General features: G+C 71.4%; 20 protein-coding genes. All 20 read right to left on the bottom strand.

The genetic code is table 11. The features are described 5' to 3' along the window. Positions 1 to 586: 586 nt before the first annotated feature. The 20 genes from ACFYNU_RS20615 to ACFYNU_RS20710 all read right to left on the bottom strand — a co-directional run bounded on the left by ACFYNU_RS20615 (position 587) and on the right by ACFYNU_RS20710 (position 17407). A complete protein-coding gene (locus tag ACFYNU_RS20615) occupies positions 587 to 847 on the bottom strand; it encodes a hypothetical protein (protein ID WP_356590385.1) in 261 nt (86 codons plus the stop codon). After that, positions 844 to 1074 carry a hypothetical protein gene (locus tag ACFYNU_RS20620; RefSeq protein WP_356590387.1) on the bottom strand — a complete coding sequence of 77 codons (231 nt, stop codon included), beginning with the start codon at positions 1072 to 1074 and terminating at the stop codon, positions 844 to 846. Before ACFYNU_RS20620 ends, ACFYNU_RS20615 begins: the two co-directional genes overlap by 4 nt. A 75-nt stretch (positions 1075 to 1149) precedes the next feature. Continuing rightward, a complete protein-coding gene (locus ACFYNU_RS20625) occupies positions 1150 to 2229 on the bottom strand; it encodes a peptidoglycan-binding protein (RefSeq protein WP_356590696.1) in 1080 nt (359 codons plus the stop codon). Between the two features lie 77 nt (positions 2230 to 2306). Further along, the gene (locus ACFYNU_RS20630; protein ID WP_356590389.1) at positions 2307 to 3881 is read right to left on the bottom strand and encodes a hypothetical protein; all 1575 of its coding nucleotides are present in this window, start codon (positions 3879 to 3881) and stop codon (positions 2307 to 2309) included. Position 3882: 1 nt separating this feature from the next. Further along, entirely contained in the window at positions 3883 to 4620 is a 738-nt protein-coding gene (locus ACFYNU_RS20635; protein WP_356590391.1) for a hypothetical protein, read from the bottom strand. 81 nt (positions 4621 to 4701) lie between these two features. Then, positions 4702 to 5802, bottom strand: a complete 1101-nt coding sequence (locus ACFYNU_RS20640) for a hypothetical protein (RefSeq protein WP_356590393.1) — start codon at positions 5800 to 5802, stop codon at positions 4702 to 4704. 13 nt (positions 5803 to 5815) lie between these two features. Beyond that, positions 5816 to 6817 carry a hypothetical protein gene (locus ACFYNU_RS20645; RefSeq protein ID WP_356590395.1) on the bottom strand — a complete coding sequence of 334 codons (1002 nt, stop codon included), beginning with the start codon at positions 6815 to 6817 and terminating at the stop codon, positions 5816 to 5818. Positions 6818 to 6830: 13 nt separating this feature from the next. After that, positions 6831 to 8141, bottom strand: a complete 1311-nt coding sequence (locus ACFYNU_RS20650) for a phage distal tail protein (RefSeq protein ID WP_356590397.1) — start codon at positions 8139 to 8141, stop codon at positions 6831 to 6833. 2 nt (positions 8142 to 8143) lie between these two features. Then, the gene (locus ACFYNU_RS20655) at positions 8144 to 10372 is read right to left on the bottom strand and encodes a hypothetical protein (RefSeq protein ID WP_356590399.1); all 2229 of its coding nucleotides are present in this window, start codon (positions 10370 to 10372) and stop codon (positions 8144 to 8146) included. 263 nt (positions 10373 to 10635) lie between these two features. Further along, positions 10636 to 11124, bottom strand: coding sequence for a hypothetical protein (locus ACFYNU_RS20660; protein WP_356590401.1), 489 nt, complete (start codon positions 11122 to 11124; stop codon positions 10636 to 10638). Next, positions 11121 to 11573, bottom strand: a complete 453-nt coding sequence (locus ACFYNU_RS20665; RefSeq protein WP_356590403.1) for a phage tail tube protein — start codon at positions 11571 to 11573, stop codon at positions 11121 to 11123. Before ACFYNU_RS20665 ends, ACFYNU_RS20660 begins: the two co-directional genes overlap by 4 nt. A gap of 13 nt (positions 11574 to 11586) precedes the next feature. Continuing rightward, entirely contained in the window at positions 11587 to 12015 is a 429-nt protein-coding gene (locus ACFYNU_RS20670; RefSeq protein WP_356590405.1) for a minor capsid protein, read from the bottom strand. Then, complete coding sequence (locus ACFYNU_RS20675; protein ID WP_356590407.1) at positions 12008 to 12361, bottom strand: minor capsid protein; 354 nt, start codon at positions 12359 to 12361, stop codon at positions 12008 to 12010. Before ACFYNU_RS20675 ends, ACFYNU_RS20670 begins: the two co-directional genes overlap by 8 nt. Continuing rightward, the gene (locus tag ACFYNU_RS20680) at positions 12358 to 12675 is read right to left on the bottom strand and encodes a hypothetical protein (protein ID WP_356590409.1); all 318 of its coding nucleotides are present in this window, start codon (positions 12673 to 12675) and stop codon (positions 12358 to 12360) included. The genes ACFYNU_RS20675 and ACFYNU_RS20680 overlap by 4 nt, the downstream gene beginning before the upstream one ends. Beyond that, a complete protein-coding gene (locus ACFYNU_RS20685; protein ID WP_356590411.1) occupies positions 12672 to 13064 on the bottom strand; it encodes a hypothetical protein in 393 nt (130 codons plus the stop codon). Before ACFYNU_RS20685 ends, ACFYNU_RS20680 begins: the two co-directional genes overlap by 4 nt. Positions 13065 to 13068: 4 nt before the next feature. Beyond that, positions 13069 to 13209 carry a hypothetical protein gene (locus ACFYNU_RS20690; protein ID WP_356590413.1) on the bottom strand — a complete coding sequence of 47 codons (141 nt, stop codon included), beginning with the start codon at positions 13207 to 13209 and terminating at the stop codon, positions 13069 to 13071. Between the two features lie 18 nt (positions 13210 to 13227). Beyond that, entirely contained in the window at positions 13228 to 14085 is an 858-nt protein-coding gene (locus ACFYNU_RS20695) for a phage head protein (RefSeq protein WP_356590415.1), read from the bottom strand. 66 nt (positions 14086 to 14151) lie between these two features. Beyond that, a complete protein-coding gene (locus tag ACFYNU_RS20700; protein WP_356590416.1) occupies positions 14152 to 14895 on the bottom strand; it encodes a hypothetical protein in 744 nt (247 codons plus the stop codon). 118 nt (positions 14896 to 15013) lie between these two features. Further along, positions 15014 to 15184 carry an Rmf/CrpP fold protein gene (locus ACFYNU_RS20705; protein WP_356590417.1) on the bottom strand — a complete coding sequence of 57 codons (171 nt, stop codon included), beginning with the start codon at positions 15182 to 15184 and terminating at the stop codon, positions 15014 to 15016. A gap of 9 nt (positions 15185 to 15193) precedes the next feature. Next, a complete protein-coding gene (locus ACFYNU_RS20710) occupies positions 15194 to 17407 on the bottom strand; it encodes a phage minor capsid protein (protein ID WP_356590419.1) in 2214 nt (737 codons plus the stop codon). Positions 17408 to 17472 lie beyond the last annotated feature (65 nt).

Here is a 17472-nt window from a genome sequence, read left to right on the forward strand (position 1 = left end):
GCCCCCCCACCCCCCCCCCCGGGCCCCGGCTCCCCCGCCCCAAAAACACCCAATGTGGCGTTTACCGGCCGGGGGGGGGGGGCGGCGGGGGCCCCCCCCCCCCCGGCGGCGCGCCCCGACCCACTCGTTTCAGGGAAGGGGCAGTGTGACCAGGCATTGGCACGCGTTCGGTTGGGTCGGACACGAACGACCGCCGGACAACATCAGGGTAGACCCGAACAACGCGGCGCCTCCGCTCGAAGTTGCACACTGGCTGAGGAAGCCCGCTCGGCTCATGGCGGACACATTCCAGAACGACCCCGCCGGTATTGGCGCTGCCTCACTGTGGATGCGGAAGGGCGGCGAGGAGCAGCCGTACGCGTCGGAAGAGTCGTTCCCGCTCGATGCGCGGATGGCCTATGTAGACGACGACCTGAGTCGCGGTGCTGACACGGTGTGGGGCTACTACTCGAAACAGGGGCGGTACGTATCCCGCGCACTGGTGGCCTGCCCGCGTGCTGGTGCCACCTGCCCGCACGGAGGTTGAGAAACAGACAGAGTGCCCCCTGTACGGCCACGCTCGGCCGTACAGGGGGCACTCTGTCGTTTACCGTCGGGTGGCCTGCCAGAGAGTGAGAGCGAGGCCGACCAGGCCGACCAGGGCGACCAGGGAGGGGAGCGGCCAGCGGCTCTTTTCAAGGGCGTCGAGGCGCTGCTCGTGGTCTTTCAGTTTCTCGTCCGTTTGCTCACCGCGCTGATTGAGCAGCGCAAGCGATCCGTTGACCGTGGCGAAGCCTTCGGCCATCGTGCCGCGCAACTCGGCGAGAGCGACTGCCACGCCTTCCCCGGCGTTGTTCGGCTCGCTCATTTACTCGGCGCGTCGTCGCGGAGGCCGAGGCCGAGGCGGTCGAGCAGCTGCTCGACGGCGGGCAGGGCCATGACGCGCGCGAGGCCGCCGGCGGTGGCGAGGCCGGCGGCGACCCACGGCAGGGACTCGGGTGCGCCGGACGCGTCGACGATTGCGGGGAGGGCGACGGCGAAACCGACGGCGCCTTGAAGGACGGTCCGTACGGTGCGCTTGGTGGTGGGCTGCATGGATGGTGCTCCTGTTCGGTGTGAGCCCGCCCAGTGGCGCGGTGGCCGGCGGGGCGGGCAGGAAGGGGGGCGCGGTCACGCGATGACGGTGAAGCCGCGCTTTCGGCCGAGGGCGGCGAGGGAGTCGCGGCCGGGGATGCCGTCGGCGGCGGCGCCGCTGTATCCGCATCGCTGCTGCCAGCGGCGGTACGCGGCGACTGTGGTCGAGCCGAAATGGCCGTCGACGTACTTCCGGTCGAGCAGTCCCTCGGCGGCGAGGGCGTCCTCGACGATGCGCGCGCCCGCGTATGACACGGGGGTGCCGGTCTTGGCGGGGTCGCGGCGGGCCGCGGCGATCAACAACGAGAGGTCGACGACCTTCGGGCCCGGCTTGGGCGGCGTCTTGCCGGGCAGGGTGCCGAGCAGCTTTCGGAGGGTGGTTTCCCCCGGCACGCCGTCGGCGTCCGTTCCGCTGTACCCCAACGACCTCTGGTAGTCGCGGTAGTTGAGCGTGTCGGCGTCCGACCACGTCGGGCCGGGGCCCTCGGCGTAGTGGTCGCCGTGCCCCTTGGCGACCAGCGCGCGGCCCACCTTCGTGACGTGGTCGCCCTCGGCGCCGTACCCGTACGCAAGCCCGTTGATCGTCACCCGGTAGCGGGCGACGGCCGGCTCGTCCGGCGTGGTGTCGCCAGCGAGCTGCTTCGCGCGGGCGACGACCTCGGCCAGCTGCGCGACGATCCGGGAGCCGGGGCACGACGTGTGTCCGCCCCACGCGCTACCGCCGAGACCGTGGTACGCGAGGCCGCGGTCGCCGGTCGAGGTGGCGACCTTGAGCGGCACGTCGTAGGTCTTGTGGGCCCACGCCAGTACCTCGGCGTTGCGGTCGAGCTGGTCGTCGGTGAGGGTGTCGCCGCCCTGTCCCTCGTTCTCGACGGACAGCCACGCGGTGTTGCCCGCGGCCTGCGCCCATGCGCGGTCGCTCGTGTCGACCCACTGCCACAGTGCGCCGCCCTTGCCGGTACCGAAGTGGCTCGACGCCTGGGCCTTCGGGTTGCGGAACCACGCATCGGTTCCGCTGAGGGTGCCGGCCATGATGTGCACGACGACGCCGCGGACCTCGGCCTGTCCGCCGTCGGTGTGGTTGATCGGGATGGGGCGCCACTGGGCGCCGGGCATACGTGCCACGGGAAAGGCTCCAGACATGAAGAAACGCCCGGCGCGGTGCGCGCGGGCGTACGGGTGGTGTGGGGTGATCAGGCGGCGAGAGCCATGATCGGGATGTCGTGGTCGGCGAGCGCGGTCGCGGCCGAGGGGTTCACGGTGGTGGGGAGCGTGCTCTGTCCCGCGATGTACCAGGCACGCGGGAACGGGCTGCCGGGCATGAAGAAGTTCGCGGCGGCGACCGGGGCCTCGTTCTGCACGTGGTAGAACGCGAAGTCGGAGGCGGCGCCCACGGTCATGAGCCACGCCACCCAGTACCGGCCCGGTGTGAGGGCGGTTGAAGTGATCGCCAGCGGAACGGCGCCGATGTGGTTGGACGCCATGGCGGGCAGTGCTCCGGCTTCCTGTCCGGCCATGGTGAGCGCGACCGCGCTCGACGCGACGACGCGCGTCCCGTTCTCGCGGTAGATACCGGCCATGAACCGATCCGCCGGGACGCCCCCGTACCCGCGGGCGAACATCACTGCTCGGCTCACGGTGGTGGGCTCCGTGATGTTGATGCCGGTCAAGTAGAGGCGCTGCAAGGTCAGATACTTCGCCACAGGGTTGGCCACGCCGAACGGGTCGCACGACCATGCGGCGAACCCCAACGCGTGCGGTGTCCAGACGTTGCGGGGCGAGGCTGCCGGGGCCTGGGCGGCGGGCAGCCGCGCCGCGGCGTCGAGCTGGGCTACGCCGGACGCGACACCGACCGCGGTTGTCGCGACGGCGCCGACCTGGGCGGCGGTGTGCGTGTGCCCGGCAGTCGCCGCGCCCACGTTGGCGGCGGTGAGCGTGACGTTGCCGTTCACATCCGGGCTGATGCTGTTGACCGTGGCGACGGCGCCCCCGCCGGTCCCCTCGGGCAGCTGCTCGGCCGGAACCTTCCCGGACGCGTCGAGCTGGGCGACGCCGAGCGGGGCGCCCGGCGCGGTGTCCGGCACGGCGCCCACGGTGGCGGCGTCGAGCACGACGTCGGCCTCGCTGATGCCGTTGACGGACTGGACGACGCCCGGCGCCCCGGCGGGGCCCTGGTCGCCAGTGGCGCCCGTGGGGCCGACCAGAGAGGCGAGCCACTGCTCAACGGTGCCCACGAATCCAGCCTCGACGGCGACCTCGTACGCGCTCTCACCTTCGAGGCCCTGCTCGCCCTGTAGACCCTCCTCACCCTGCACACCTTGCGGGCCGACCAGAGAGGCGAGCCACTGCTCGACAGTGCCGGCGAAACCCTGCTCGACGGCGACCTCGTACGCGGAGTCGCCCCGTACGGCGACGTACGTCGGGGTCGTCGGGTCGGTCGGGGCGATGTCGGCGAGGTCGACCTCGGGCGACTCGGCCGGTAGCAACACCTGATAGACGCGGTTGATCGGCACGCCGGTGAGTTGTTCGGCGACCTGGTACGACCAGTTGCTCGGGTTCATGCCGGGGGCGTCGGTCGCCGGTAGCGTCACCTGGAACGCGCCCGTAGCGTCGAGCGAGGCGACAACGGGCCCGCCGAGGATCACGTCGTATGCGCCGAACGTGATCAAGCTGGGCGCTCGGAACGAGACTTGTCCGGACAGGGGCCGGCCGTCGGGGAACAGGAAACGGCCGCTGACGACCACGGTGGGTATGCCTTCGGGAAGCACGTCACACATCCTCGGTGGGCGGAGTCGAGGCGGGGGCCGCGCCCGCGGCGTTCGCCATGGGGGTGGTCGGCACGTCGGGTGCCTCGGCCTCGGTGAAGGTGTTCCGGGTGTAGGCGCTGTAGAGGCGCGTTTCGCAGTTCTGGCCGGCCGACTTGGCGCGGTGCTCGATCCGGAGTCCGAAGGACGACAGGAAGCTCAGACCGTCGAGCGGGTGCGTGATCTGCCGCGCGGTCCAGCCGGTTGCCGGGCAGTCGTACTCGGCGAGTTCGGTCTCGGTGCCGTCGTGGGTGAGGACTATTCGCACTTGCGCGCCGCCGGCGTTGGCGTACGTCATCAGGGACAGGTAGAGAACAGCGTTGTGTGCCGGTGTGGTGCCGACCCACGCCGGTTCGTACGACGTGCCGGTGTAGAACTGCCGCTCGGTGGGGTGCAGTTGAACGGGAATCCACGGCCGGCCGAGGAATTCGTCGGAGTAGTAGTCATCCATGACAACGGCGTTTCCGTTGCGGTCCCACATGCGGACCATCTGTGAGGGGGCGTCGTCGTCCGGGTATGAGTTGGCACCGATGGCGAGGGCCTGGGCGCCGTTGGCGCGGCTCATGATCGTGTAGTAGTCGCCGGCGGTCCCCGACTGCCCCGTCTGAAAGACCGCGTCGCCGTCGGGGTCCTTCACTATCAGGCGTCCGCCTTCGCCGATCACGACGTCGCCGTTCAACACCTGGTTGAGAGCCGGGCGCATCTGCGCACGGCCTCGCAGCTGTCGGACCTCGCGTTCAAGAGCGGCAATCCGGTCGAGTACATCCTGCGGAACGAACGGCACTTAGGGGGCCTCCAAGTAGAGCTGCGCGGTTTCGGGGCGCCCGCGCTCGGGCGGGCTGACGCTGATTCCGACCACCCGGTATCGGGCATCGAGCGCGGTCGGGTGCCACAGATCGCGGACACGTAGGCGGATCGTCGAGCCGACCAGGGCGGGCGTGATGGAGCCGCCGAGCAAGACCGTGATTTCCGGGATGGTCACGGGGTCGCGGACGGCGGTCCAGTCGGCGCGAGCGTGCGCGTCGAGGGTGTCCTGTCGCTCTACGGTCGTGTAGTCGCTGCTGCCGTCGAGGCGCGGCCACCCGGCGGCGAGGTCGTCCTCGGCGACCAAGACCGGTGACGTGAGCGGGAACGAGTCGGCGGCCTGGTTGGTGTTGATGCTGGCGCCGCGGGACTGCCAGGCATTCGCCTTCACCGTGGCGTCAACGGGCCACGTGTAGGACAGGACGGGGCCGGGGTGGTCGAGGATGATGTCGGACGCGCCCGTACGGATCGTCGGGTGTCCCAGTTGCAGCCGCTTGATACGGCGGCCGTCGGAGTCGCGGAACGATCCGATGCGCCACTCGAACCCCGCCTCGGCGGCGGCGAGGTCGTCGAGCAGGTCGCCGATCGTGGGCAGGTCGTACCGCAGGAACGTGCGGTCGCGGACGATGCCCGACACGTCGGTGTCGTACGTGATGCCGATGTCGCCGCCGGTCGCGCGCTGCGCGTAGTCGACCAGGCCGCGGGCTATGTCGAACTGGTCGACGGCTTCGGCGGTCTGCGTGTCGTACAGCAGGCGGCGGTAGAGGTAGGACTCCCATCCGCCGGCCTGGATCTGCGCGCCGAGGAAACCGCGGCTGTCCGAGGCGAGTTGCAGCGTCCACAGGACGCCGCCCCACCACAGATCGCGCCCCCGCTCGACCCATACGCCGGTGCGTCCGGGCAAGATCGCCCGGCGGGCCCGCTCCGCGATGTGGCGGTTGGGGATCGGCACGGTGCCGGTGAAACGGCCTGTCTTGCCGATGAAGTCGTCGACGCTGACGCCCTGTACGGGCAGCGCGTCGAGCAGCTGGTCGGTACGGAGGTCACAGAGCAGGACCCGGTACGGGGGCGCGATGTGCACGGGCAACCCCCTGTCACGGCAGCATGAACGTGGCTGAGGTGCGAATGTTGCGGTCGTTGCGGAGCGACCCGTTTCCCGACCATGTCCGCAGGGTGATGGTTCCGGCGGTCGTCAGCCGGGCGGTGCCGCCGCCGACTCCGTCGGAGACGCTGAGTTCTGCGTCAACGGCCGGGCGCCAGCCGCCGGGAAGAGTCCCGATCGTCTCGTCGGTGATGTTGCCGGCGGCGGGTACGTCCAGCGGTGCGCCCTTGTGGACGACCTCGACGAAGAACGAGCACATGCCGGTGTCGAGGTTGCGGCGCGCGGTGAAGGTGTTGAGCGTGTAGGCGGAGGCGATGACGAACCCGGTCGTGGTCGACTCGGTCTGACGCGGTGCGCGGTAGGTCTGCCACTCGCCGGCCGTGGCAGACCAGCGCTCCAGTACGGCGCCGTTGTCGCGGTACTGGCCTTCGTACGCGCCGTCGAATCCAAGTCCCCAGCCGCGCGGGATGATCCCGCCGGCGGCTACGGTGTAGCGGCGCCGGTCGGCGAGGGCGGTACCCCAGTTGATCCCGCCTACGCCTGCGGAGATGCCCGCGGGAACAGACACGTCCCACAAACGCAGAGAGCCCGGAGGCATCTCGGGCGCGGTGGGCGTCGTGGTCGGCTCGCCGACGATGACCTCGATAAGGGCGAGGTTCTGCCCGTCCTGGTCGAACAGGGCGTCCAGCACGCGCACCGCGACGGAGTCGATACGGCCGAACTGGGCGTCGCCGTCGGTGAACGTGAGCGTGAGCGGGGCGTCGTTGGCAATCGGGTAGGCGCCCTGGGCATCGGTGCCCTGTACGTAGGCGCGGCCTGCTCCGATCTGGAGTTGCATGGCGGCGGCGCCGGTCGCGGCGAACGGGTCGCCGCCGGGTAGGACTCCGTCGCGGACCCTGATCGGTGTCTCGTGGACGACCGGCGATACGGGGGCGAGGCGGGTGTCTTCTCGGGTCTGCCCAAGGGGCAGCAGCCATGCGGAACGCACGGTCACAGGGATGTTCTCCTTACCAGTAGGCCGAGCGGTAGCGCACGGTCGCGGTCGCGGCGGGGGCACCGGATGCGGCGCGGAAGTGCAGTTGAGAGGCGCCCTTCGGGAGCGTGAAAGTCAGCTCGGGCACGCTGCGCGTGGTCACGGTGTAGAGGCGCGAGGCGGAGCCGTTGAGGGTGACCGTGCCGGCGGCGGTGTCGACGGCGAGCACGTCCTCGGCGGCGAGCGGCATGTCGTATTCGAGGACGTCGCCCGTATCCACGTTGGTGAGCGAAGGCCGTTCCAACGGGCCGCGGAACTCGATCAGTGGATGGGTCGCGGCGTCGCCGCTGTTGACGACCGACAGCGTGCCGGTGCTTCCTGGCGTGCCGAAGTCGAGCGGCCACGACAGGGCGCCGGACGGGGAGCCGATCAACAGTGACGACGTGCCGATCGGGACGGGTGAGGCGAGGGCGGCGGGGAGGAGTACGACCGGCTGCACCCATGCAGCCCCGGCGGGGGCGGTGCCGGTGAGCGCGCCGTCGCCGGCACCGCCGGTCGAGTCGGCGAGGTAGACGCCGGCGGCGTCCCACCATCGGAGGGTGATCGTTGCCCCTTGGGCAGCGGCGAGCGAGGACGTGAACACGGCCTCGGCGCCGACAGATACGGGAAATCCGTATTCGCTCGCCTCGGCCGACCAGACCAGTTCACCGCCGGGGGTGAGCGGTTGGACGCTCGCCGTGCCGACGCCGTCGCCGGCGATGACCGGGTCGCCGTCGGTCCACCAGCGCCACAGTTCGCCGATACCGCCGGCCTGGTCGTCGTCGAGCACCTGCTCGGGGTCGGTGTGCCACACCAGGCCGCTTTCCGGCGCGGGCAGCGTGGCCGCGACGACCTGCTCGACCAGGGCGTAGCGGCGGGGGTCAGTCGCGACGAATTCCAGCGCGCCGCCGGTAATCGTTCCGAGCCGGTACCCGAGAGTCACGGGGATGGCCCGGCGGGTGGCGCGGGCATACACGAGCAAGGGCCCGCGCTCGTCGAGCCACGCGACGAGAGGTAGTTCGTGCTCGACGGGCACAGTGCCGCGGTTGAGCGTGCCGACAACCGCGCCGATGGTGGCGCGCGGGGCCCGGACGACCATCCCTTGAACGGTGATCGTCCGGGCCTGTGCGAGCAGGCCGCCGGGGAACGCGCCATGCGCGTCCGAGCGGGATACGGTCCCGGAGTCGAGCGCGGGCAGGTCTTCCCATCCGCTGATGTCGCGCCACCGGTAGGCGGTGCCGGCGCCGAGCAGCAGCTCGCCGTACTGCACCTGTCCGGGCCGGGTGATCAGGGAACCGGGAGCCACGGTCACCCCCTCGCCTTGGCCAGCCACGCGAGCGCGCGGGCGTTGTCGTCGGGGGTGCCGTTCTCGGCGGCGTGCCAGTGCTCGACGTGAACCGTCGCGCCGCCCGATGTACCGGCGGCGAAGGGGTTTCCGTACGAGCCCGCAGCGCCCGCGAGGGCGGGCGAGAACGAGGGAACAGCCGGCGGGGAGACGAGATTGCGCATGGTGCGATCGACCGCGCCGGCGCCGCCCTCAATGCCCTTGACGAGACCGGCGGGAATCCACCGACCGACGTCGCGCGCCATGACCTTGGACGGCGAGGCGATGCCCAGAGCCTTCGCGATGGGGCCCGGTACGAGATCCTTCGCCCACCCGGTGAGCGTGGATTTCAACCACGGGCCCATGGACTTGATGCCGTTCCACAGGCCGCGGACGACGTCTTTCCCCTTGCTGACCAGCAGACCGCCGAGAGAGCCGATGGCCGAGGAGATACGGCCGGGCAGACCGCGCATCCACGCGATGGCCTCGCCGCCCTTGGCCGCCACGGTGTCCTTGAAGCTGGACAGAGCCGAGCGGGCGCGTGCGGCGAGCTGCCCGGCGAGCGGAGCAAGCGCGCTGTACGCGCGGCCGGGCAGACCTCGAATCCAGTCGACGGCGGTCGATATGCCCTTGCCGACGAGGTCGCCGATCTTGGTTGCGGCCTCGCCGATCAGCCGGCCGGCGGCGGAGACGGCGCCCTTGGCCAGCTCCCACGCCTTGCCGAAGTCGCCGGACAGCAGTGCCACGATGGCGCCGATGACGGGTACGACCACCTGCTCGATCACGGCGGCGAGGCCGTTCGCGAGGATGCCCGCGAGCTGCCCCACCAAGCCGATCAACGGCTCGATGATCGGCATGAGCGCCAGCAGGACGCCGACCAGCAGCTCGCCGACGGCGGGTAGCAGCGGCGCGAGCGCGACGAGGATTTGCCCGAACGCGGCGCCGATCGTGGCCAGTGCGGGCGAGAGTGCGAGGACCAGCCGGGCCAGGACCGGAAAAACCGTGACTGCCAGTTCGCCGAGCAGTGCGGCGAAAGGGGTGATCAGTCCCGGCAGTTGGGCGAGGATCGGCCGCAGGGCGCCCGCGAGGGCTTCCGCAAGCAGCAGGACGACCGGCGCCGCCTGGGCGATGACGTCGCCGACGGCGGTCAGCAGCGGCGCGATGGCCGGCAGCAGCGACGCGACCAGCTGCCCGACGATCGGCAGGACCGGCGACAGGGCGTCGATCAGGACGCCGAACGCGTCAGCCGCGGCGGCGAGTACGGGGCCGAGCGCGTCGACGATCGGCTGTAGACCCTCGCCGAGTGCCGCGACCAGCCGCGCGAGCGGGGGGCCGAGACGGGCGAGCGCGGGGCCGAGTGCGCCCGCGAGGGACGACACCAGCGGGCCGAGCGCGCCCGCGAGTGCGGACAGGACGGGCCCGCCCGCTTCTGCGAGGGCGCCGATCAGGCCGCCGAGCGCGGGCAGGATCTCCCCGACCGCGCCGAACAGACCGCCGAGACCTTCGGCCGCGCCGCCGGCCCCGGCGGCGATGCCCTCGAAGAACCCGCCGACGCCCTCGCCGACCGCGCCGAGACCGGTCGACAGCGCGTCGACGACCGGGCCCGCAGCCTCAACAGCCGCGACCAGGCCGGGCATTGCGCCCTTGGCGAGGGCGCCGATCCCTGAGACCAGGGGCTCGACCAGCGGGGCGACGCCCTCGAACAGGGCGCCGATCTGCGGGGCGAGATCGTCGAAGATGCCGCCGAGCTGGTCGGCGGCGGCGACGAACGGCTCGACCAGGGGCTCGGCGAGCCCCTGCATCTTGCCCTTGACGTCCTCGGACAGGTCCGAGAACGCGCTCTTTACCTGCTCGTTCTCGGCGAGAACCTTCGCGCCGAGACCGATTACGGCCAGCGGGACGGCGGCGAGCGCGCCCGCCGCGACGACCGCGCCGCCGGCGAGCAGCTTGGTACTGGTCGCCGCGACGCCGAGCAGGGGGCCGATACCGGCGAGTCCGCGCCCGGCTTCCTCGGCGCCCCCGCCGATGCCCTCGCCGAGGGCGCCGCCCATCGCCGCGCCAGCGGCAATGAACCGGCCGTTGAGGTCGCGAAGCCGGCCGTCTGCGTCCCGCTGGAGACCGGCGAGAGCGGCCTCGGTACGGTCGACTCCCTGTTGTGCCCCGGAGTCGTCGAGGTCGATGAAGCCGGTTAGCTCCCCGATGGTGAGGGCCAAGGAGCACCCCCCACCACGCGCGCCGCAAGGGCGCGTTATTCAGTTGTTATTCAGTTGTCGTGCTGGTCACCGCCCCGTGAGACGGGCGATCTCGTCGGGGTCCGACACGACGCGGGGCGTCGAGCGCCACGCGTGAGCGAACCGGGAGTCGGAGGGAAGGCCCGACAACCTGACCAGGAACGCGCGCGTGGACAGGCGCGCGATGTCCTCGGCCGACAGGCCGTACGTGTGGGCGAGGTCGGCCTCGACCTCGCCCCAGTGGGTCAGTACCGCGTGCCAGAACTCCGCGGCCGACCCTTGCCCTTGCCCTTGCCCTTGCCCTTGCTCTTGGGCTTGGTCCGGGCCGGCCGCGGCGCTGCTTTTCCCTTGGCGGCCTCGCGCTCGTCGTACAGCTGCGCGGCGCGCTCCATGCTGATGCTGTGCGGTTCGGCGACGTTGGCCGTCGACCACAGCAGGACGATGCCGAGTTCGCGGTCGTCCATCCCGGCTTCGGTGAAGGCGTCGACCGCTTCCGGGCCGAACAGGGAGCCGATCAGGCGCCGGATGTCCTCGGGCCGGGCGGAGTGCTGCACACGGTGGAGCTGGAGCGTGAACAGCGCGGGCAGGCTGGCCGGGAGGGTGTACGTGTGGCCGAACAGCCGCAACGGCACACCCTTCCGCTTGGGCCGGGCCTGCTCGGCGAAGAACGCGTCAAAGTCGGCGACCTCGACCTCGACCTCGGCCTCGGCCGGCTCGATCGTGGAGTCGGTCACGGCGCCACCACCTCAGCGGTTGTCGGGGCGCCGCAGCGCGTGAACTTGGCAGACCATGACGTTTTGGCGTTGGTCTCGCCGCCCTGCTCGCCGGGCGTGACCGTGCATTCCCACACGGTCCATTCGGTCTGTGAGGTGTGGCGGTAGCGCATGGTCCCGCGCGACTCCTCGCCGAACAGGTACGCCCATGTCTTGTCGATGTACTCCTGTCCGGGGTCCTGCGTGCCGGACGTCGCCGCGAACAGGCCCGTGACCTCGATGGTCGCGCCACGCTGCATGATGTCCTGCTCGTAATACCCGTCGCTGTCGTTCGTGGTGGTGTCGGCGGTCTCCTCGGATTCACCGGGGTTGTGCGTCCAGCTCTTGAGCGAGCCGAGGCGTACGAACGTGTCCGCCGTTCCGGTCTCGATCTCGAATTCCCAGCCTCGGGCGTCGATGGGCCGTCCCATGTACGGGCCCCTCCTATTCGGTGCGGTGATCAGTGGGGGCCGACACGTCAAGATCGAAGTTCACGACGTGTTCGTGCCGGCCGGAAGAGTCGGGGCCCATCGGGGCCGGGGTACTGCGCGCGGCGGCGAGCACCAGCCATGTGCCGTCGGGCAGTTCGACGCCAGCGAGGCCGTGCAACGCGCTGTAGATCGCCCAACAGCGGCGACGCGACACTCGGGGGTCGGGGCCGCCACGCACGCGCACCTGTAGGCGCGGGGTGTCGTAGGCGTTGAGGGTGTCGGGCGCCTCGCCGTCGTACAGCCACAGGGCGACCGCGACATCGGGGGCGGGCGGCATGATCTCGACGAACAGATCGCCGGTCGTGCCGTCGGGGTCGTAGGTGACCAGGCCGCGGGCGGCGAGCAGGCGGGCGACGCCGTCGAGCGGGTCGAGGTCAGCCACGGAGCGACCTCCGCAGCTGGGCCGCGATGATCTCGGCGACGGCGTCGGCCTGCTCGGTGAGCGGGCGTTCGAGGTACTTCGCCGAACGCCCGGCGTCGTGCCGGTAGTTCAGCTCCTCGTGCTGCCTCGCGGCGTACGGGGTGTCGTACGACACGGCGGCCGTGAGGCTCGACTCGTCGACAGTGGCGACCCCGGAGCGTTCGAGGGCGCCCTCTTCGATCGGAACGACCTTGCGCGACTCGGCGAGTACATGCTCGGCGGCGATCCGCAGACCTCGCGCGGCCCCGGCGCGGGTGCCACGCAGTGCGGCGGCGCCGTTCCAGTTGAGGCGGGTCCGTTGGGTCACTCGGCGCTCACCTCCGTGCACTCCGGGACCGGCAGGCCCGGCGCGGTATGGGCGGCAACGGCGAGTGCCTTCGTCTTGCGGCCGTCGGGGAGGGTGATCAGCGACTCGGCCGGACAGTTGAGGTCAGGGCCAGCGATGATCTGCGCGGTTGAGGTGACCTGTCGTCCCTCGCGGTCGCGCACGGTCCGGATGGTCTCGGCGACCAGCGCGGGCACGTCGGCTACGGGCGGCCCGTACGTCGGCCCGTACGCGGAGTCGCCGAGGTAGGGCTCGACCGTGATCCGGTGCCTGAGCAACCACGGGGGGAGCTTCACCAGATCACCCCCGGCAGCAATCCGGCCCGTGTCAGGGCCCGTTGAGCGCGCGGCGCGAGATCAACGTCGCCGACGGCCTGGGGGGCGTCTCGGCGGTCGCCGAGAGACACGGGGCCGATCGAGACACTGCCCCACTTCCCCGCGGCGCCCGTACCGTCATCCCCCGTCGCGACCTGGTACTCGACCTGGGCACACACGGCCTCGCCGAGGGTGGTCACGATCGCCGGGTCGGTCGGCATACCGAGACCGTCGACCGCGTACACGGCGCTGAGTAGGGCGTCGTCGACGTCCTCGCTCGCGCGGGCGAGCAGGCGCTCGGCGTCCTCGGGGGCCGGCTGGCCGGTCCACGCCGTCAGTTGCTCGGGGGTGGCGTAGACACGGCCGGCCACCGGATCACTCCCCCTTCGTGCTCTTGCCGGAACGCGAACGCCCCGCAGGCTTCTCGGCCCGCGGGGCGTCGGTCTCGGTGTCCGGCTCGTCCGGCTCGGTGTCCGGCTCGTCCGGGGTGCGGGAGTGATAGCGGCGCAGCAGCACGCGGCGCCTCCTTCCTTCTCAGGTGGTGGCGAGGGTGCCGACGGCGACGCCGCGATCGTTGAGGCGCTTCACCGCGTAGTGGAGCGTGGTCGTCACGACGGTGGAGCGGGCGAGGATGTCGCGGCCGTCCTCGACCAGCGGGCGCCGCTTGTAGAGCAGGCCGAGCGCGCCCGTCTTCATGAGCAGGAACTTTCCGGCGGTCACGCGGTTCGTGATGAACACGGACACGCCACCGATACGGCCGATGCTGCCCGTGACGGCTGCACTCGCGCCGTTGCCGAGCTTGGACGCGTCGACGAACTGCGGGTCGGCCATGGCCTCGCCGAGCTGCACCGAGTTGAGGTAGAGACCGGCGAAGTCGTCCGGCTCCCACTCGTCGCCGAACTGACCGATGGCGGGGATCATGGCGTCGAGCCATGTGAACTTGGTCTTGGTGGCGGCGGTGGTGAAGCGGAGCGGGTTGCCCCCGCCCTGTGCGGTCTCGTCGGCCTGCGCCTGGGCGATCAGGGCGCCGTCGACCTTCCGGGCGGCGAGGACACCGAACTGCCGGCGGGCCTCGGCCTCGGGGTCGCCGAGGGCAACGAGACGCGCCTTATCGGTGATCTCGACCGCCTTACCGGCCTCCTTGATCTTGGCCGTGGCGTCGTCGGTAGACATCGCCGTCGGCGTCATGGGCGTGGCCTCGTCGAGGTCGTCCAGCTCGCCGAGCGCTCCCCACTTCGGGAAGTGAATCAGCTCGCCGGGAGCCCCCTGAAGGGTGTTGTCCTCGATCACGGCCGTGGAGCCGGCGACGCGCACGGCGCCGATGAACTGGGCCTGTGCCATGTCGCCCCAGACCTCGGGGACGATCATCGCGGCGGCGGTGGTCTGCGGCATTGCTGCTGCTCGCTCTCTCCGGCGCCGTGCGCCGGGCGTTGGTGCCCGGCGCGGTGCCGGGCGGGGTTACCCGGCGAGGCGCCGGTAAGTGTCGGGGTCGGACTGGTGCAGCGCGACGCGCTCGGCGTAGCCCATGGCGGCGAACTGGGCGGGGGTGACCTCACCCGCTCCGGTACCGCCGAAGTCGGCGCCCCCGCGGGCGGGCCCGGTGGGCTGTGCGGACAGGCGCGGATTGGCGGTGATGGCGGCGGTGATCGCTGCGGTAACGGCGGCGGCGTCGTTGGGGTCGACCGCGGCCAGCGCGGTCATCGCCGACTGACTGTCGAGCAGGGCGACGGGGTCGGCGCCGGCCGTCGGTGCGGCGCGGTAGACGGCGGACTGTACGGCGGCCTGTCGGGCGGTGGCCTGGCTGTCGTTGACGAGTCGCTGCGCCCACTGCGGCAGCCGCGTGAGGTCGGTCTCGCTGCCCTGGGGCGCGGGCGCGGGCGCGGCGTCGGTCGGCGACTGGGCGCCCTGGGCGCGCGTGCGGTAACTCGCGGCCTCGGCACGGGTGTCGGTGATGAGCTTTTGCGCCCACGCGGGCAGGCTCGCAACGTCCTGCGGTTCGCTACCCTCGACCGGAGCGACCGGAGCGACCGGAGCGACCGGAGCGACCGGAGCGACCGGAGCGACCGGAGCGACCGGAGCGACCGGAGCCGCCGGGACGGGCGGCGTGGGCGGTGCGGCCGGAACGGGCGCCGGGGCCGAGGGCGCGGCGGGCGCCGCCGGTGCGGCCGGCGCTGCGGGGACGGACGGGGTCGGGGTGGACATGGGCCCTCCTGGAGCCGAGTCGGATGCGGCGCGCGCCTGGCGCTCCGCGTGTTGGGGCATGCGAAAAGGGGCCCGCGCCTGGCGGGCCCCCTCCGGGGTGGTGCTGTCTGTGGTGTGGCTACTCGGTCGCGGCGCGTTCGCGCGCGCGGCGGGCGGGCGCGTATCCCTTGATCCACGCCGTTCGGAGAATCGACGTGCTCGGGTACGGGCAGGCGGTCGGCTTCTCGCCGGCCTCGCCTGCTGTGCGCCCCTTGATGATCGCCGCGGCGATCTCCTCGCGCGTGCCCATGGCGCCCCCTTATCTCCGCTGCTGCGCCTTGGCCTCATTGAACCGGGCGGCGGTCGCTCCGCGCTGCGGTTGGCCGGTGGCCTTCTCGACGAACTCGGCCTGAGTCATGCGGCCGTGCGTCGCCCACCACTCTTTCAGCTCGTCGGACGCCTGGGCGTGGGCGATGTGCGCGGGCCCGCGGAACAGGCTCTCGGGGTTGCGGCCCTCGGCGGCGGCCTTCTTGCTGAGCAGGTAGCCGCGGCAGTCTTCTTCCGCTTTGAGGTACTGGAGATAGACGTACTCGTCGTACATCTCGCGGGCCTGACGGCGGCTGATGCGCGGTTCGTCGTCGTGGTCCTCGGTGTCCGGCGCGGTGCCAGCGTCGCCGACGGCGGCGGCCCACACGGCGTCATCGGCGAGCGCGCCCCACCCGTCCGGATTCTCTGCGGGGGCGAGGGCATCGGCGAGGGCGTTCGTGTCGGCGAGCAGGTTGTCGACGGCGTCACCCGTGTCCGCCGGCTGCGGCATGTCGACGGCGTCGCGCCGGTCCATCTCTGCGGCGATCCTGAGCAGTTCCTCGCTGGTGGCGTACTGCATGCACCAGGCGAGTTCATCGTCGGACACGTCGGACAGGTCGGCGCGCAGTTGTCCGACGGGGAACAGGCGGGCAAGCAGGTCGCGCCTGTACGCCTCGGCGGCGAGCAGGGCGAGCGTGTCGGAGTCGGCTCCGCGGGCGCGGGCGGCGAGGGTGTGGTCGGACAGGCCGACCAAGTCCGCGGACACCCCTGGTAGGCGGGTGGCGAGGTCACGCCGGTCCATCTCGGCCATGACACGCAGTGCGTCGGCGTCGTCGAGGTGGGGGAACGCCCTCGCGAGTTCCTGGTCGCCGAACTGCGTCAGGTCCTCGGCGAGGGCGCCGCCGGGACGGATGCGGGCGAGCAGGTCGTCAAGGTCGCGGCGGTCGGCCTCGGCCTCGATCCGTGCGCGGGCGGGGCCGTCAAGCAGGTTCGAGCGGACGGCTGCGGCGAGCTGGTCGTCGCTCACCTCCCGTACGGTCTGCGCGTCGCCCGACCACACGCGCGCGGCCTCGACCTGCTCGGGCGTCGCCTCGGTGCGCTTCTTGGGAAGGTTCGAGGCGCCTGGCTGCTCGCGGTGTCGCAACCGGCGTAGGTCGGGGTGGGCGGCGAGGTGGTCGCGCATGGCGCCTTGCCACTGCCTGACTTTGAGCCGTGCGGCGCGCAGTTGTTCGGGAGTGACGGCGGCGGCTTCGTGCTTCCGGTACTTCCGGACGTTCCGTTCTATCGCGCGCTGTCGCTGGCCGGCCTCGTAGCCGGCGGGGTCGCTGCTGGCCTTCTCCATGGTCGTGAGACCTGGGGTGTACGCGGAAACGCTGTGACGGCAGTTGGGATGCTGAAACCCTGCGAGGCGGGCCTCGTCGAGGGTGCCGGCGACCCGTACGGGCACCATGCGGCCGTCCTCGATGGCGTGCTCGACCTCGACCTCGCGCTCGCCGGTCGGCCCGGCGATGGCCAGTACGCGGCCTTCCCAGCGGCGGCAGAGGGGGCACTCGCGCGGGGCGTCGCTGACGATGACCAGCTCGATACCGGCGTCGGACAGGGTCCGCATGTGAGCTTCGGTCGCGGCCCGTCCGACGGACGTCCGTACGGCCATCTCCGCGTAGCTGGTGAGCTGCCATCGGCGGCCGGCCCGGTCGGTGAACGCCCGGATGCCCTGATCGGCGAACCGGCGCATGGCGTCTTGGGTGGCCTGTCGGCGGGTGCCGGTGCCGAGCAGGGGCGTTGCGGTGACCTCGGCGACGACTGCCCGGAAACCGTCGACCACGGCGCGCAGAATCGAGCGGTGGGTCGAGGTGACAACGTCGACCGTTTCCTGTGCGAGGCGGTCGACGGCTTGGGCGTTGGGGGTCACGTCGTCGACCAGGGCGCGCGCGCTGTCGGACAGGGCGCCGATCTCTGCGACGGCGGCGCGGTGCCCGGTGTTGTACGCCTCGGCGACCACGTCGAACACTTCCAGCTCGACCGCTTTCCCCAGCTCATCCACGACAGCCTGTGACGAACGGCGCAATGCCTGGACGGCGGCGAGCTTGCGCTCGGCCCACCCTGGCGCGTCGAGACCGGCGGCGAGCTGCCGGGCGATGATGCCGAGTAGACGTTCCTCGGCCTGGGCGTACAGGTCGCGCGTACCGGCGGCGAGGTCTTCGACCATGCCCGGGTGAATCGGCACGTTCACCCCCTAGGCCGATAAAGCGTGCTGATCATGGATCAGTACAAGCCAATTTCAAAAAGGGG

The organism is Streptomyces sp. NPDC006643, from assembly GCF_042870175.1.
Taxonomy (GTDB): domain Bacteria; phylum Actinomycetota; class Actinomycetes; order Streptomycetales; family Streptomycetaceae; genus Streptomyces.

Bases quoted from the DNA above. Each gene is read 5' to 3' on its own strand.
- ACFYNU_RS20635 (WP_356590391.1), bottom strand. From the start codon at position 4,620: ATGCGCCCGGCTCTCAACCAGGTGTTGAACGGCGACGTCGTGATCGGC.
- ACFYNU_RS20620 (WP_356590387.1), bottom strand. From the start codon at position 1,074: ATGCAGCCCACCACCAAGCGCACCGTACGGACCGTCCTTCAAGGCGCC.
- ACFYNU_RS20615 (WP_356590385.1), bottom strand. From the start codon at position 847: ATGAGCGAGCCGAACAACGCCGGGGAAGGCGTGGCAGTCGCTCTCGCC.
- ACFYNU_RS20700 (WP_356590416.1), bottom strand. From the start codon at position 14,895: ATGTCCACCCCGACCCCGTCCGTCCCCGCAGCGCCGGCCGCACCGGCG.
- ACFYNU_RS20625 (WP_356590696.1), bottom strand. From the start codon at position 2,229: ATGCCCGGCGCCCAGTGGCGCCCCATCCCGATCAACCACACCGACGGC.
- ACFYNU_RS20665 (WP_356590403.1), bottom strand. From the start codon at position 11,573: ATGGGACGGCCCATCGACGCCCGAGGCTGGGAATTCGAGATCGAGACC.
- ACFYNU_RS20695 (WP_356590415.1), bottom strand. From the start codon at position 14,085: ATGCCGCAGACCACCGCCGCCGCGATGATCGTCCCCGAGGTCTGGGGC.
- ACFYNU_RS20705 (WP_356590417.1), bottom strand. From the start codon at position 15,184: ATGGGCACGCGCGAGGAGATCGCCGCGGCGATCATCAAGGGGCGCACA.